This window comes from Thermoanaerobaculum aquaticum (genome assembly GCF_000687145.1).
In the GTDB taxonomy this organism is placed as follows: domain Bacteria; phylum Acidobacteriota; class Thermoanaerobaculia; order Thermoanaerobaculales; family Thermoanaerobaculaceae; genus Thermoanaerobaculum; species Thermoanaerobaculum aquaticum.
The window spans coordinates 39,029-54,125 of the sequence record NZ_JMFG01000007.1 but is presented as its reverse complement, the minus strand read 5'-3'; the positions used below and the strand labels follow the sequence as shown (position 1 = coordinate 54,125).

General features: G+C 64.4%; 13 protein-coding genes. 1 reads left to right on the top strand and 12 read right to left on the bottom strand.

Going from position 1 to position 15,097, the window contains the following annotated elements; translation table 11 throughout:
- Nucleotides 1-576 (top strand): TPM domain-containing protein (locus EG19_RS03200; protein WP_038047451.1); only part of this gene is annotated, 576 nt, incomplete at its 5' end.
- A gap of 220 nt (nt 577-796) precedes the next feature.
- Here the strand turns inward: EG19_RS03200 and EG19_RS03195 are convergent.
- From EG19_RS03195 to EG19_RS03140, 12 genes are all read right to left on the bottom strand, one after another.
- Nucleotides 797-1,009, bottom strand: a complete 213-nt coding sequence (locus tag EG19_RS03195) for a hypothetical protein (RefSeq protein ID WP_038047450.1) — start codon at nt 1,007-1,009, stop codon at nt 797-799.
- A 16-nt stretch (nt 1,010-1,025) separates the two neighbouring features.
- Nucleotides 1,026-1,664, bottom strand: a complete 639-nt coding sequence (gene purN, locus EG19_RS03190) for a phosphoribosylglycinamide formyltransferase (protein WP_200867105.1) — start codon at nt 1,662-1,664, stop codon at nt 1,026-1,028.
- Nucleotides 1,633-2,676 carry a phosphoribosylformylglycinamidine cyclo-ligase gene (purM, locus tag EG19_RS03185; RefSeq protein ID WP_038047448.1) on the bottom strand — a complete coding sequence of 348 codons (1,044 nt, stop codon included), beginning with the start codon at nt 2,674-2,676 and terminating at the stop codon, nt 1,633-1,635. Before purM ends, purN begins: the two co-directional genes overlap by 32 nt.
- 230 nt (nt 2,677-2,906) lie before the next feature.
- Nucleotides 2,907-5,894, bottom strand: coding sequence for a hypothetical protein (locus EG19_RS03180; RefSeq protein WP_038047446.1), 2,988 nt, complete (start codon nt 5,892-5,894; stop codon nt 2,907-2,909).
- A gap of 239 nt (nt 5,895-6,133) precedes the next feature.
- A complete protein-coding gene (purF, locus tag EG19_RS03175) occupies nt 6,134-7,534 on the bottom strand; it encodes an amidophosphoribosyltransferase (protein ID WP_038047444.1) in 1,401 nt (466 codons plus the stop codon).
- On the bottom strand, nt 7,531-9,723 hold the full coding sequence (purL, locus tag EG19_RS03170; RefSeq protein ID WP_038047443.1) for a phosphoribosylformylglycinamidine synthase subunit PurL: 2,193 nt from the start codon (nt 9,721-9,723) through the stop codon (nt 7,531-7,533). The genes purF and purL overlap by 4 nt, the downstream gene beginning before the upstream one ends.
- Nucleotides 9,720-10,418, bottom strand: coding sequence for a phosphoribosylformylglycinamidine synthase subunit PurQ (gene purQ / locus EG19_RS03165; protein WP_038047442.1), 699 nt, complete (start codon nt 10,416-10,418; stop codon nt 9,720-9,722). Before purQ ends, purL begins: the two co-directional genes overlap by 4 nt.
- Nucleotides 10,415-10,654 (bottom strand): phosphoribosylformylglycinamidine synthase subunit PurS, encoded by a 240-nt coding sequence (purS, locus tag EG19_RS03160; protein WP_038047441.1) that lies wholly within the window; start codon nt 10,652-10,654, stop codon nt 10,415-10,417. The genes purQ and purS overlap by 4 nt, the downstream gene beginning before the upstream one ends.
- Entirely contained in the window at nt 10,651-11,418 is a 768-nt protein-coding gene (locus EG19_RS03155; protein ID WP_038047438.1) for an MBL fold metallo-hydrolase, read from the bottom strand. The genes purS and EG19_RS03155 overlap by 4 nt, the downstream gene beginning before the upstream one ends.
- A complete protein-coding gene (dut, locus tag EG19_RS03150) occupies nt 11,418-11,864 on the bottom strand; it encodes a dUTP diphosphatase (RefSeq protein ID WP_038047433.1) in 447 nt (148 codons plus the stop codon). Before dut ends, EG19_RS03155 begins: the two co-directional genes overlap by 1 nt.
- Nucleotides 11,861-13,096, bottom strand: a complete 1,236-nt coding sequence (locus EG19_RS03145; RefSeq protein ID WP_152543886.1) for a M16 family metallopeptidase — start codon at nt 13,094-13,096, stop codon at nt 11,861-11,863. The genes dut and EG19_RS03145 overlap by 4 nt, the downstream gene beginning before the upstream one ends.
- A gap of 157 nt (nt 13,097-13,253) precedes the next feature.
- Nucleotides 13,254-15,023: an ammonia-forming cytochrome c nitrite reductase subunit c552 gene (locus EG19_RS03140; protein WP_038047422.1), complete on the bottom strand. Its 1,770-nt coding sequence runs from the start codon at nt 15,021-15,023 to the stop codon at nt 13,254-13,256.
- Nucleotides 15,024-15,097 lie beyond the last annotated feature (74 nt).

The window sequence follows — 15,097 nt, the reverse complement described above, 5'->3', positions numbered from 1 at the left end:
CGGCTGGAGGTGGGTTACGGCCTGGAGTCCGTACTCACCGACGCCACCTGCCGGCGAATCCTGGACAACCTGGTGCGGCCCCACTTTCGCGCCGGCCGATTCGATGCCGGTGTGGAAGAAGCTGTAGCTGCCGTGGCCGCCCTAATTTCCGGGGAAAAGCAGGTGAACCAGGTGGTGCCAAAAAAACGCTCTGCTCAGAACGCTCCCTGGTACTTCAGGGTTTTCATCTTTCTCATTGGTGCCGCAGCCCTCACGCCCTTTACCCTCCGAGCGCTCTTTGCCCAGGGCTTTCACAGCTGGTACACCTGGTTTGTGCTGCTGCCGTTTTGGACCGCCCTTACCACGGTGGTTCAGCCCCATGCTGGCATCGTCGTGGGTGTGCTTTGGCTTTTGGGAGTGCCCATCGTCAAGGTGCTCGTGGGTCACAGCTCCTGGGGACGGCGGTTTCGGCGTCGCTATCCAGCGCTGGCCATGTTTGGCTCGGCATCACCCCGAGGCCGGGGGGCCTTTTGGAGCGGCGGCTTTTCCGGTGGTGGTGGCTCCTTTGGTGGGGGTGGTGCCTCCTCCAGCTGGTGAAGAAAGCCTTTCTAAATGCAAGCTCCTGGAGATCTTGCCGCCGTTGATGCGCTTGTTTGGCAGCTCAGACCCCACAGCTTTTCGGAACGTTGGGGTGAGGCTGGTCGTGCTCCAGGTGTGGATGTGGCTCTCCCGTAGGTGGCCCACCTTGGGTGCTTGCGAAAAGGCAGTCCACCCGAGCACCAACTCACCACAAAAAGGGAGATGTCTTGTGTGGTTTCTAAAGGTCCCGCACCACCATTTCGGGGTGTGACCGCAACCAGGCCAACATGCCCTCTAAAACCTCCAAAGGCTCCATCCGCCGTTCGGCGAGAAGAACCTGAAGCTTTTGGCCTGTGACCTTCTGGCATTCGTTGGTGAGAAGGCGCACTTCCGGACCGGGAGGATCGCCACCAATTGCCAGTACGCCGCCTCCATCGCTGCCATTGAACACGCTTTAGCGGAAAACCTCAAGCCTCCCGGGCAAACACCACCCGGCGGCCTTCGATGTGCCACCGGCGGGTGAGGAGCAGCCGCAGGGCCTGGGGGTAAGCGATGTGCTCCTGCTCCAGGATGCGGGCAGCCAGGGTTTCCGGGGTGTCGTCGTCCCGCACTTCCACCACCCGCTGCACCACGATGGGGCCACTGTCGCAGCCGGCATCCACCAGGTGCACGGTGCAACCTGAAACCTTGACCCCATACTCCCAGGCTTGCCGCTGGGCGTCCAGGCCGGGAAAGGCCGGCAGCAACGCCGGGTGAATGTTGAGGATGCGGTTGGGAAAAGCCGCCACAAATTGCGGGGAAAGCAAGCGCATGTAACCCGCCAAACAAACCCAATCCACCTGCGCCTGGTGCAGGGCGGCAAGCAAGTGCTTTTCGTGTTCTTCCCGGGCAAGCCCCTTGCTGGGAATGGCCACGGTCGGAACGCCCAGCTCCTGCGCTTTGGCAAGCCCCGGGGCTTCCGGTCGGTTGGAAACCACCAGCACGATTTCCGCCGGCACTTCCCCCCGCCGGCAGGCTTCCGCCAGGGCCAGGAAGTTGGAACCACGACCGGAAAGCAAAACGCCAACCCGGGCCTTAGCCAACGCGCTCCCCCACGAAACGCACACCGGCGCCTTCCACCACCCTCCCAATGATCCACCCGGGACCGTGCAGGACCAGGCGGGAAAGCACCTGTCCCACATGCTGTTCGCCCACCACCAGGATCATGCCCACGCCCAGGTTGAAGGTGCGGCGCATGTCCTCCTCGGGCACCTTCCCCGCCTGGCGGATGAGCCGGAAAACCGCCGGCTCGTCGAAGCTTTTAAGGTCAATTTCCGCTCCCAAATGCGGGGGCAAAGCCCGGGGCAGGTTATCGGGAATACCACCGCCGGTGATATGCGCTGCCGATTTAACAAGCCCTGCCTCCACCAGCGGCCACACCGCAGCAAAGTAAGACCGGTGCACCCTCAGGAGCTCCTCGCCCACCGTGCAGGCAAGCTCCGGGACGTAGCTGTCCACCGTAAGCTTGAGCGTCTCAAAAAACACCTTGCGAGCCAGGGAGTAGCCGTTGGTGTGCAGCCCGGAAGAAGGGAGCGCCACCAGGCTGTCCCCTGCGGCCACCCGGTTCCGATCCAAAAGCCGGTCCCGAAAAGCCAAACCCACGATGAACCCCGCCAGGTCGTACTCGCCGGGCCCATAAAACCCCGGCATTTCTGCGGTTTCCCCGCCCAGCAAAGCACACCCATGGACCTGACAGGCCCGGGCCATGCCGGAGACCAGCTCCACCACCACGTGCGGCTGGAGCTTGCCGGTAGCGAGGTAGTCCAGGAAAAACAGGGGCCGCGCCCCCTGCACCAGGATGTCGTTGACGCAGTGGTTCACCAGGTCTTCCCCCACGGTGTGGTGTTTTCCCGCCATTTGCGCCACCTTGAGCTTGGTGCCTACACCGTCGGCGGAAGCCACCAACACCGGGGCCTCGGGGTTTTCCGGCTGCAGGGTAAAAAGCCCGCCGAAGCTGCCGATTTCCGAAAGCACACCCGGCGTGAACGTGGCCCGGGCCAGCTCCTTGATGCGGGCCAGCGCCTGATCCTGCGCGTCAATGTCCACGCCGGCGTTCTTGTACGTGAGGCCGTTCTCCATGGCGGGGATGATACCCGAAGTCTCTTGATGGCCCGAGAAACAGGGCCAGCAGCGCTCGCTTGCCATTGCCACGCGGGCGGTTTGTCCCGGCTCAAGTGGACTGGAGCGAGTACCAGGTTTGCCCCGAACCTCCGGGAGGCAATCCCTGTAAGTAAGCGCCGGTTTGTGCTCAACGCGAAGAAAAAAGCGGCGGCCAAAAGGCCGCCGCTGGTGTCTGGCTTTCTGAGCCTCTACCGCTTGGGCGGGATGGTGGTGGGATCGTTGGTGCGGCTGTCCACCACCGAGCCGCTCACGCGAACGTTGCTGCCCTGCTTGACCGTCACACCGGCAAAGCCCCAACCCAGGTTGGGTTGGTTGGCGCGGTTCTTGAAGGGCTGGAGGTCCTGCACAACCTTGCCTGCGGGAACCGTAACGGTGTAGGTGGTAAGCGCCTGGCCGCTGTTGTTGTAAAGCGTGACCTCAATTTCCGCTGGGGTCGTGCCACCGTTGGTGAACTGCAAGTTGCTCCTGAACTTGCCCTCTTCCTGGCGCAGACCGATGAGCTCCGCGGTCATGCCCGCGCCGAGGCCGTAATCGCCAATGTGGCCATCCAGGAACTGGCCGAAGGTCCCTTCGCCGGTATCGGTGTAGGTGCGGCTCACCACGAACAACGGACGATCCGAGCAAACCTCCAGGGAACCCTTCCCTTGAATGTTCATGAGCGCCACCACGTCTTCGAACACCTTCTGTGAGGCGGCAGGAACGGTAGCGGTGGCTTCGTGCTTGTTTTCGTCGGTGTAGAGGTAGAACTTGACGGAAGCATCGTTGGAGGAGAGGTTGCGGGCCACCAGGTCGGTCCGCCACTGGCTTCCGGCCTCGCCGGCGGCATGGGCCGCCACTTCAACCCAGTACACGAACGGCGTGGTGCAGCTCACCGCACCGGCCCCGTTGCCGGGTCCACCGCCCTGCGCTCCCGAGGGCAAGGAACCCGCACCGGGCGGGAGCGTCTTCAGAGCCAGCAACGAGAGGTCCAGTGCCCGCATGACAAAGGAGGGGTTGTGGACGCCGTGGCTGCGGTCCAGCTCCACCATGAAGTAGTTCCAGCCGGCCTTGGCCACCGCCGGGTCGGCCACCCGCAGGATCTCCACGGCAGAACCGGTGGGGGGCACCACCTTCACGCTGTTCAGCGTGACCACGTCGAGGACGGTGTTGTCGGCAAGCGTCACCTGAATGGCTTGACGGCCGTGGCTCTCGGTGAGCTCCAGGTGCTTGATCTGGCCAATGCTGTTGATGGTGGCGAGGCCGCCAATGTCGATCTTCTTGCCCAAGGAGAGCTGAGCAGCCATGGCCTCCAGCAGCTTCCCTTCCACCGCAGCCCTGAGTTCTTCCATCTTGGCGGCCACCTTGGATTGCACGGCTTCGGCAGTCACCGCAGTATGGCAGTTGGAGCAGATGGTCTTGGAGGCGTAGAAGGTGTGGTTGGTGCCGCCGCGGTTGTAGGAAATGATGTCGGGCGGCGGAGTCTTTTCCATGTGGCAATCCACGCAGGTGTCCGGCAACATTGAGTGGTAGCCGGGGGTCCCCACTTCCACGAAGTACATGTTGCGACCCACCAGGATGTCGGTTTGGGGACCCTGGTGAGGTGCCCGGGCAACGTCAGCTAGGTTGTAGTGGGCATCGTCACGCAAGCCCCGGCGGCCGTTGTGGCACACCATGCAGAGAGCACCAGAGCCGGCGTTGGTCACCTTGAAGCCGGCGACCAGCGTTGGGGTTTCACCCATGACCCGCACCTTGGCGTTAGTGGTTGGCCCGCCGGAAGTGGTGCCCACGTCGTGCGGGTCGTGGCAGGTTTGGCAGGTTTGGGGGTGAACCTCTTCCGCGGTCCAGGTTACCTGCACCGAGGAACCCTGGAAGTTGTTCTTCGCCCAAGCCAAGAAGCCATTGCCGGTATGGCAGGGGGCGCAGGAACCGCTCATGCCCTCTTCACCGGCCAGCTCGTAGTTGGCGTGGCCGGAAAGCTGCCACTGCTGGAAGCGACCGTGGCGGGGCGGTTCACCGTGACAGTAGGCGCACACATCCGAGGACAGGCTGGTGCGGTAGGAACCACCCCGGGCATGGGCCTCGCTGTTTTGCGGGCCGTGGCAGTTCTCGCATTGAATGTTGGCGCGCTTCGCCACCTCCGGGAATTGCGCCAGGATTTGCGTCCAGTTGTTGGGACCGGTGTGGGTCAAAAGACCGGAGTTGAGGAAATCCTGCCACTTGTCGGCATCGTCAATGCCGCCGTTGTTCACCGAAGTGTCGTAACCCACGGTATGGCAGGACAAGCAGTTGACCCCGTAGTGGTCGTTGGTCTTCACGTTGCTGGTGAAGATTTCCGCGTGCCCGGATTCCTTCCACTGGGCAAACTGACCCAGAGGCGTTCCGGAAATGTGGCACCCGGTGCAGGCGGTGTCCGGGATGGGCCGCTCGTTGGCGTCCTGCCCGGTAATCACACCCCGCCACAGGCCGGCAATGATCTCCAGGGTCCGCACCTTGTTGCCCGCCAAATCGGTAATCGTCACCCTGTAGGTGCCGGGCACATCGGGGATGAACTCGGTGGTTTGGGCTGTGGGGTCGGTAAGGGACGCGTTGGACCCTACGGGCTTTAACACCAGGTTCCAGTCGTAGGTGGCCTGCTCCGGCGCGTAGAGGAGAACCGGCAGGCCCACCGGCACGTTGCGGATCCCCGTGGTCCACTTCCAAGGCAGGGGCACCGCCGCCGACTTGGTGAACGAATAGGTCCCGGAGGTGGTGGTCACGGTGAGCTTGAGCACGATGGCGCCAGCATCCGCCAGGGCGTGCGGGTTCACCGCCACGACCTGGAAGCGGTCCTGCAACCCGCCGGGGAAGTGTTCCTCCGGAACCGGCACGTTGGGCGGCAGCTGCGCAGCGGTGAGGGCTGGCTCCTTCAGAACCTCAATGAGGTGCTGGCGGAACTCAGCCCGGCCAGGCACCGTAAAGCTCACCGTGTCCGTGTTGGCACCGGCAAGCGTCACCTGCACACCGCCCGTCTGGCTCCACGCCAGTCCCTGGAGGCTGGAGCCGTCGTTGATGGTAACCGTAGCCTTCACCGAGACCGCTGCCCCAAACCCCGGTGTTCCCGTGACCTCAAAAGCCACGGTGACGGGGTTTTGCGCCTGGCCCCACAGCGGCCAAGCGAGGAAGGCTACCAGCAACAGTGGAACAACCCGCTTTACCATTGAACCCCCCTTTCTGATCCCGGGCTAGTGACGAAGAGCCCAGGACCGCAGACAAATGTAATTCTGTGGTCATGCGCTTGTCAACACTATCGTGAGACATAAAACTGATAATTCTTGTCAACAAACCGCACAACCATCAAGTTGTTGGGCAAAAAAGCATGGGGTTCGAAGCGACCTCTAGCCTTAAAGACGGCCAGGGCCTGGGCCCAGCCCTCCAACCCAATGTGGCCAGACCGGGCCTAACGCTGGGTCTTGGCCAGGGTTTCGGACTCGGTTTCCAAGAGCGGGTAGCGGCCGGAAAAGCACGCGGTGCAGAAGTTCTCAGCGGGTGTCTCCAGGCACGCCAGCATCCCCGCTTCGGAAAGGTACCCCAGGGAATCAGCCCCCACGAACTGGCGTATTACCTCCACGGTGGCCGAAGAGGCGATGAGCTCCCGCCGTTCGGGGGTGTCAATGCCGTAAAAGCAAGGGCCAATGGTGGGCGGCGAGGAAATCCGCAAGTGCACCTCCCGGGCCCCCGCTTGCTTGAGCATGGTCACGATCTTGCGGGAGGTGGTGCCGCGCACGATGGAATCGTCCACCAGCACCACCCGCTTCCCCGAAACCAGGGCGCGCACCGGGTTGAGCTTTACCTTGACGCCAAAGTGGCGGATGCTTTGCTTGGGCTCGATGAAGGTGCGGCCCACGTAGTGGTTGCGCACCAGGCCCAAAACGAACGGCAAACCGGAAAAACGGGAGTACCCCAGGGCCGCAGGGATCCCCGAATCCGGCACCCCTACCACCACATCGGCGTCCGCCGGCTGCTCCAAGGCCAGCCTCTCCCCCAGCCGCTGGCGCACGATCCCCACATCCTCACCAAACACCCGGGAATCGGGGCGGGCAAAGTACACGTGCTCGAAAACGCAGTGGGCGTAAGGCGGGGAAGCCGCCGGCCGGATTTGGCGAACCCCCGCCCGGTCCAGCCGCAACACCTCACCAGGGGCCACCTCCCGCACCAGCTCTGCCCCCAGCAAATCAAAGGCGCAGCTTTCCGAGGCCACCACCCAGGCTTCCCCCAACCGCCCCAAAAGCAACGGGCGAAACCCCAGGGGATCGCGAGCGGCCAAAACCCGCTCCCGGGCCAAAACCACCAGGGAGTACGCCCCCTTCACCGCCGCCAGAGCTGCCAGCAGCGCTTCTTCCACCGAGTCCGCCCGAAAGCGGGCGGCCAAATGCAGGATGACCTCGGTGTCGGAGGTGGACTGGAAAATAGCCCCTTCCCCCTCCAGGGCGTGCCGTAAGCTCAAGGCGTTGACCAGGTTGCCGTTATGAGCTACGGCCAAAGGGCCGTGCTGGGTGTTCACCACCAGAGGCTGGGCGTTGGTGAGCGCCGAGTCCCCGGCGGTGGAGTAGCGCACGTGGCCGATGGCCACCTCCCCCGGCAGCCGGTCCAGGGTTTTGCGATCAAAAATGTCGGCCACGTAGCCCATGGCGCGGTGGGAGTGCACCCTGTGGCCGTCCCAGGTGGCAATGCCCGCCGACTCCTGCCCCCGGTGCTGCAGCGCGTAAAGCCCCAGGTACACCAGGTTGGCGGCGTCGGGGTGCCCGACCACCGCGCAAACCCCGCACTCCTCGTGGAACCGGTCCTCGGCTGGCCTCATTGTTCTTCCAAAAAGCGCAGGCCCTGCTCCCGCAGCTCGGCCATTTCCGCCAGCGGGAGGGAAAGCAGCTCTTCTTCCCCGTGCACGACCACCAGCGCGTCCCCTCCGGCTCGCCCCAAAAGCGTCAACGGTACCCCTGAAGCGGCCGCCTCCACCGCTGGCTGGAAGCTCTCGGGGAAGGCCAAGAGGTAGCGGGGCCCCCACTCCCCAAACAGGAAGCTCGCTGGCGAAACACCTTCGGGGATCACCACCCGTGCACCCACCTCGCCGCACATTTCCGCGAGGATCACCGCCAGGCCCCCGTCGGAGATATCCCGCGCCTTCACCAGCCCCAGGCGCACCAGCGACCGCACCAGCTCGGCAGCGGCCTTTTCGGCAGGGTACTCGGGAGCGGGAACCACCCCTGCGGCCATGTCCCACACAAGCTGTAGGTAGCGGGAGGCGGAAAGGTCCCCCGCCACCGGACCCAAAAGCGCAACCACATCGCCTTCCGCCAGGGCAAAAGACGGGCGGTGGAGGACGCAAGGCACAACCCCCACCATGCCCACGGTGGGCGTGGGGAGGATGGCCTGGCCGGAGGTTTCGTTGTAAAAGGAGACGTTCCCCGAAACCACCGGCACCCCCAGGGCCCGGCAGGCATCGGCCAAACCCCGCACCGCTGCCACAAACTGGCCCATGACCTGGGGGGTTTCCGGGGAGCCAAAGTTGAGGCAGTCGGTGACACCCACCGGCTCCGCCCCCACGCACGCAAGGTTACGCATGGCCTCCACCACCGCCTGTGCAGCGCCGGTGTAAGGGTCCAGGGAGCAAGCGTAAGCGTTGCAGTCGGTGGTGGCGGCAAGACCAATGCGGGTGCCGGGGACCAGCACCAGCGCCGCTTCCCCACCTGGCCCGGCTAAGGTGGCTGCCCCCACCGTTTGGTCGTACTGCTGGTACACCGCCCGCTTGCTCCCCAGGTGCGGGGAGGCCAGAAGCCGCCGCAGGTCCTGGCCGAAGTCCCGGCCGGAGAAGCTGGGCAGGGTCACCGCCGAGGAAGGCTGTGGCAACTGGTAGGGGCGATCGTAGCGGGGGGCGTCGTCCACGGCGGGGAGCACCGGTAAGCGAAACGCCACCTCCCCCTGCCAGAAGGCCGTCACCTCGTTCCCCGCCACCACCTCACCTATGTCGCAGGCGTCCAGGCCCCAGCGATGGCAAATGGCAAAGATCTCCTGCACGTCCTGGGGACGCGCCACCAAAAGCATGCGCTCCTGAGATTCCGAAAGCATGAGCTCGTACGGGGTCATGCCCTCTTCCCGCACCGGCACCCGGGAAAGGTCCAGCTCCAGACCGCACCGGCCCCGGGCTGCCATTTCAAAGGCCGAGGAGGTCAAGCCCGCCGCCCCCATGTCTTGAATGGCCACCACCAGCCCCTTGTCCATGAGCTCCAGGCACGCTTCGATGAGCAGCTTTTCGGTAAACGGATCCCCCACCTGCACGGTGGGCCGCTTCTGCTCAGCGGTTTCATCGAAGCTGTCCGAGGCCATGGTGGCGCCGTGAATGCCGTCCCGGCCGGTTTTGGAGCCCAGGTAAATCACCCGGTTCCCCACCCCCTGGGCGCGGGCAAAGAAGAGCTTGTCCTTGCGGGCCGCCCCCACGCACATGGCGTTCACCAGGATGTTGCCGTTGTAGGCCGGGTGGAAATCCACCTCCCCGCCCAGGGTGGGAACCCCCACGCAGTTGCCGTAATCGCCAATGCCCCGCACCACCCCGTCCACCAGGTAGCGCATGCGCGGCGCCGAAAGATCGCCAAAGCGCAAAGAATCCAAAAGCATCACCGGCCGCGCCCCCATGGTGAACACGTCCCGCAGGATGCCGCCCACGCCGGTGGCCGCCCCCTGGTACGGCTCGATGAACGAAGGGTGGTTGTGGGACTCCATTTTGAAAACCGCCACCCAGCCGTCGCCAATGTCCACCGCTCCGGCGTTTTCTCCAGGGCCCTGCACCACCCGGGGACCGGAGGTGGGGAAATGCTTCAAATGCACCCGCGAGGACTTGTACGAGCAGTGTTCGGACCAAAGGGCGGCAAAGATCCCCAGCTCCGTGAGGTTGGGGGTTCGCCCCAGTGCCGCCAGGATGCGCTCCCACTCCTCGGCGGTGAGCCCGTGCTCCAGCGCATCGGCCAGCTCCGCCTCATCGTTCCAGCGCTTCATGAGGCCTCCACCAGCGCGGCAATGAACGGCCTGCCAAAGGGCTCGGCCACCAGCGGGTCCACCCGGCACTCCGGGTGGGGCATCATGCCCAGGACGTTGCCCTCGGGGTTGGTCAGCCCCGCCACCGCATGTAAAGCACCGTTGGGGTTGTGGGCCTCGTCCACCTCACCGTTGGGCGAGCAGTAGCGCAGCGCCACCAGACCTTTGGCTTCAATGGCCGAAAGCTCTTCTCCCGAGGCAAACCAGTTTCCCTCTTTGTGGGCAATGGGGAGGCGCACCACCTGCCCGCGGCGCAGCTTGGCAAGAAGCGGGGTGTCGTCGCGCTCCACCCGCAGGTAAACCTCCCTGTGGATAAAGCGCAAGCTGCGGTTGGGGAGCATGGCCCCCGGCAACAGCCCCGCTTCCAGCAGGATCTGAAAGCCGTTGCAGATCCCCAAAACCGGTCCCCCCGCTTCCGCATGCCTGCGCACCGCCCGCATCACCGGGGAATGGGCGGCCATGGCACCCGCCCGCAGGTAGTCACCGTAGGAAAAACCCCCAGGGATGAGCACGCCGGTGACCCCCAGGAGGTCTTCGCTTTCGTGCCAAATGGGCACCGCCTCTCCCCCGCACAGCTCCACCGCCCGCAGGGCATCGGCATCCCGGTTGGAGCCGGGGAAGCGCACCACCCCAATTTTGGGCCGCCGCCAGCTCATAACAGCCGCACCTCGAAGTCCTCAATGATGGGGTTGGCCAAAAGCTCCCGGCACGCCTCTTCTACGCGGGCGTGCACCCGCTCCTGGTCTTCGCCCTCCACCTCCAGGAGGATGAGCTTCCCTACCCGCACCGAGCTCACCTCGGCGTACCCCAACCGCCCCAGCACCCGCCGGATGGCCTCCCCCTGGGGGTCCAGCACCCCCGCTTTGAGCTGCACCCGCACTTCCACCTTCATGACCTTCCCTCCTCCAGGTGAACCGTCAGCGGCTCGTCTTGGGAGGCCACACAGAGCTTTGCCGGCCCCCCCCGCAGCACCCGCCCCAGCTCCTGCTCCACCAAAACCGGGCGGTTGTTCTCCCGGGACAGGTGCATAGCCACCACCTGCCGAAGGGCGGGGTGCACCAACCTCTCCAGGGCATCCCGGGCTTGCACGTTGGAAAGGTGCCCGTGGCGGGAGGCAATGCGCTGCTTCAAAACCGGGGGGTAGGGCCCAAAACGCAGCATATCCAAATCGTGGTTGGCCTCCAGGAAGAGCGCGTGGCAACCGGAAAGGCGCTCCAAAAGCAGCTCGGTGACCACCCCGGTGTCGGTTAAAAGCCCCAGGCGCAGGCCGCAAGCCTCCACCACAAACCCCGCCGGCTCCACCGCGTCGTGGGACGCGGGCAGGGGCAGCACCGAAAGGTCAGCTACCGCTGCCGGTTTGCCCAAGGTCAAAAGCTCCCCGCAGGAGTCCACCCCTCCCAAGGCCTCCCAGGTGCCGGGGGTGGCCCAAATCGGCACCGAAAAGCGCTTCTGAAAGTGCGGCAACCCCTTCACGTGGTCGGTGTGCTCGTGGGAAAGCACCAGGGCCACAATGGACTGGGGATCCACCCCCACCGCGCGCAGGCGAGCCGCCAGCACCCGCGGGCCCAAACCGCAATCAAAAAGCACCGCCCCTTGCTTGCCTTCCACCACCAGGGCGTTTCCCGAGGAGCCGGAAGCAAGCACGTGGACCCGCATCAAACCCCCGTGGAACCAAAGCCGCCCTCACCGCGAGCGGTCGTGGAAAGCCCTTCGGCTTTTCTGAACTGGGCACGCACCACCGGAGCCACCACCAGCTGGGCGATGCGGTCACCCCGCCGCACCACAAAGGGCCTGTCACCCAGGTTCACCAGGATCACCTTGAGCTCGCCGCGGAAGTCGCTGTCAATGGTGCCTGGCGCGTTGGCCACGGTGATCCCGTGCTGCAAAGCGAGACCCGAGCGCGGTCGCACCTGCATTTCGTAGCCCTCCGGTACCGCCACCACCAGGCCCGTAGGAACCGCCACCCGCCCTCCCGGGGGGAGCACCACCTCCCCCTCCACCGCCGCGCATACATCGGCCCCCGCAGCCCCGGGGGTGGCGTAGGTGGGCAGGGGCAAGCCCTGGCCGTGGGGGAGCACCGCCACCTCCACCTGCACGCTCACGCCACCCTCCGCGCCAGCACCGGCGGCACCACCGCCTGTCCGGGTGGCCCACACACCGCCCCTGCCAACAGCGAAAGGTCCAGCACCCGGGCCGCCATCGCCCGCACCTGCTCGGGGCTGACCTCGCGGATTTCGGCTTCCACCTCCTTTTGGGAAAACCGTCGCCCCCGGCTCAAAAACTCCCCGGCGTGCGCCTCCATGAGCGCATCGGGGGAAGAAGCACCCAGCACGATGGAAGCCGTAAGCGCCTGCTTAGCCAGCTCCACCTCACGGTCGGAAAGCCGCCCGCTGGCCACGTCCTCCAGCACCGAAAGCAAGGCATCCCAAGCCTGCTGCCCCCGTCCCGCCGGGGCGGAAAAGCTCACCTCCAGAGCCCCTGCCACCTGGGCGGCCAACAGCGAGCTGCCCACCTCGTAAACCAAGCCCAGCTGGTCGCGCAAGGTGCGGAACAAACGGCTGGCCGCTCCTCCTCCCAGGACCTGGTTCAGCACCTCCAAAACCGGCAGCTCTGGGGAATCCTCCGGAAGGCCGGGGAACACCACGTGCACATACACCTGCTCCAGGCTGGCCCGCTCCTCGGCGGTCAAGCGAGGCTGCCACACAGCCGGCGGCAGCGGTAAATCTCCATCCAACGCCTGGGGCTTGGAAGAAAGCAGCTCCTCAAGCTCAGCTTCCTCCCAGGGGCCCACCGCCACCACCAGCGCTCGATTCCGACCAAAGCGGGCACGGTGAAAGGAAAAAAGCGCCTCGCGGCTCAAGGAGCCCACCACCGACGGGTCCCCCAGAATGGGTCGCGCCAGGGGGTGATCCCCCCAGCAGGCCGAAAGGGCCTTTTCCGCCGCGGTTTCGGCCGGGGAATCCCGGTAAAGGTCGAACTCCGCCGCCACCACCTTTTGCTCCAGCCTCACGTCCTCCTCGGTAAAGGTGGGGTGGAAAATGGCATCCAGCACCAGCTCCAGCGCTTCCTGCCGCCGGGTGGCCGGCACGTGGGCCACCACCGCGCAGGTTTCCCGGGTGGTGTAGGCGTTCACGTCGCCGCCCAGTGAGTCAATGAGCTCGGCAATGGTTTCCGGAGTGCGCCCCCCGCAGCGGCGTAAAAGCAGGTGCTCCAAAAGGTGGGTGATGCCGGCCAGCTCCTTGCTTTCATGGGCCGAACCCGAACGCACCCACAGCCCCACCGCAGCTGTAGGTGTCTCACACCGCTCCACGATGACCGTGCCTTCCCCCTCCATGGAAGTGGAAGTGTACAGGTCCCCGGCTTGGGAAACAACGACCGGGAACTGGGGCGCTTGTCGGTGGAAAGCAGAGCAAACAAAAAACCGAGGGCAGGTCCCCCTGCCCTCGGCGAAGATGCTTTGCACGCTGCCGCTATTCAGGTGAGGAGGTTTGTCACTGTCCCGCGGAGAGTGTCTTCTGCCACCAGAGCCCGTTGGGTCCGTAGTACTTCATGAGCGCGCTGGCCAGGTCCCGATCGAATTTCTCGTTCCAGGTGCCCAGGGAGGGATCCAAGCCCAGGCCAAAAGAGTTGACCTTGGTGGCGTGGCAGGACACCGCGCAGGCGTTGGGCATGCCGCCCTTGTCCTGGAAGGCCAGGGTTTTTTCGGGAGGAATCACCTCAAAGGTGTGGGAGTGGATGTCGTAGGCCTCGGCTGTCACCGCAATGGTTGGCATGTGGCACTTGCTGCAGCGGGAAAGGCCCATCTTGCGATCCGGGCCGTAAGGGTGGTGGGAGTGAGCGGAAACCACGTTTTCAATGTGGTCAATGTTGGCTTCCAGGTCGGCCACCTGCTCCTTGGTAATCGAAGAAAACGGCCCGTGGGTGGCGTGGCAGGCCAGGCAAAGGGTGTTGTTGTCGTTTTGCGTGGGGATGGTCACGTTGTCGCTGACGATGCGCTCCACGATTTGGTTCTTGTTGGCCGTGTTCACGTGAGGATCGTGGCACTCCGTGCAGCGCACCGGGTGGAATTGAAATGTGGGCTTCGAGGAGCGGTACAGGTCCTCAAACTGCTGGTGATGCTGCTTGGAGCTTTGCCCATCGGGCCAGTAGCCGCCCGCATCCTTGTAATAATTGGAAAGCGGCTCGCCGCTGCCGGGAATCCAGCTCTTCTTCGTGGCGTCGTTGTACGGCCACTCGTGGGTTCCATTGGGTACCGACTCCACCCGGATATGGCACTGGCCGCAAACCTCGTTGGCCTCCTGGGTGCTGAGCTTGGCAGGGTTGACGATCTTGCTTTGGGCACCGCCGGCCAGAACGTGCTGCAAGCCCGGGCCATGGCAGGATTCACAGCCGATGTTCACAAGGTCAGCGTTGCCATCGCCGTCGTAATCAAACACGCCCGGATCCGCGGGGTCGTAAACGGCCGCAATCCAACCGCGGTAAAGCCACTCACCGGTAGCGGTTTGCCCCAGCTCGCGGATGCCGGTGGCGTGGCAGCCGATGCACTTCTTGGAGTAGGTCCCACCATGGGAGGCCAGCTGCGCCGAGGTCACCCCTGCAGCCCATTTCGGCTGGTTGGTGGTGGGGTCATACCAGTTCTTGTCGTTGTAGAGCACGTAGCGACCCGTGGCCTCGTTGTACTGAATGGGCGACATGTAGATTTCCGCAGAAAGCCCCGAGGGCAAATCCGACACCGGAATCCGCACGCCAAACCGCTGCTTCCAGCTCCCCGTGCCCCCTTGCGTAAACACCACCGGCATCTTCAGGGAGCCAATGGTGATGTAGTACTTCCCCGACTCGAAGCTGAGCTTAGGGGCGTTGGGCTTGTACTTGTCAAAAACCGAGCTGATGGTGTTGAAGTCCAGGCCTTGCTGGAAGTCGTCAATGCCGTTCTTATCGTAATCCGCCACCACACCCTTGCCGGGAATCAAAGAGTACTCGGGGCGAGGCTGGCGCAAGGCTTGGTTGTGCTTGGTTTCCCTCCAACCCGTGTACTCCTGATGGCAGGCCAAGCACACGTAGGAACCTACGTACCAGTTGGCATCGCTGGTGAGCGGACCGTACACCGCGGTGAGCTTGGAAACCACAGCTGCGGTGGCCACACCCCCCTTAGCTGGCTGCAGCCACTGGCGGGGGTGAGAGCTGGCCAGCTCCGCGGCGGTGGCGGTCCCCAACGCCAGGGTGGCGACCACCACCATAAGCTTTAAGGTTCGTGCGTTCATGATTTCCTTACCTCCTTTCGTAAGCGTTGTTGGTGTCCTTGTGGGCTTTGGCAAACCCAAAAGGTGGGTATCGG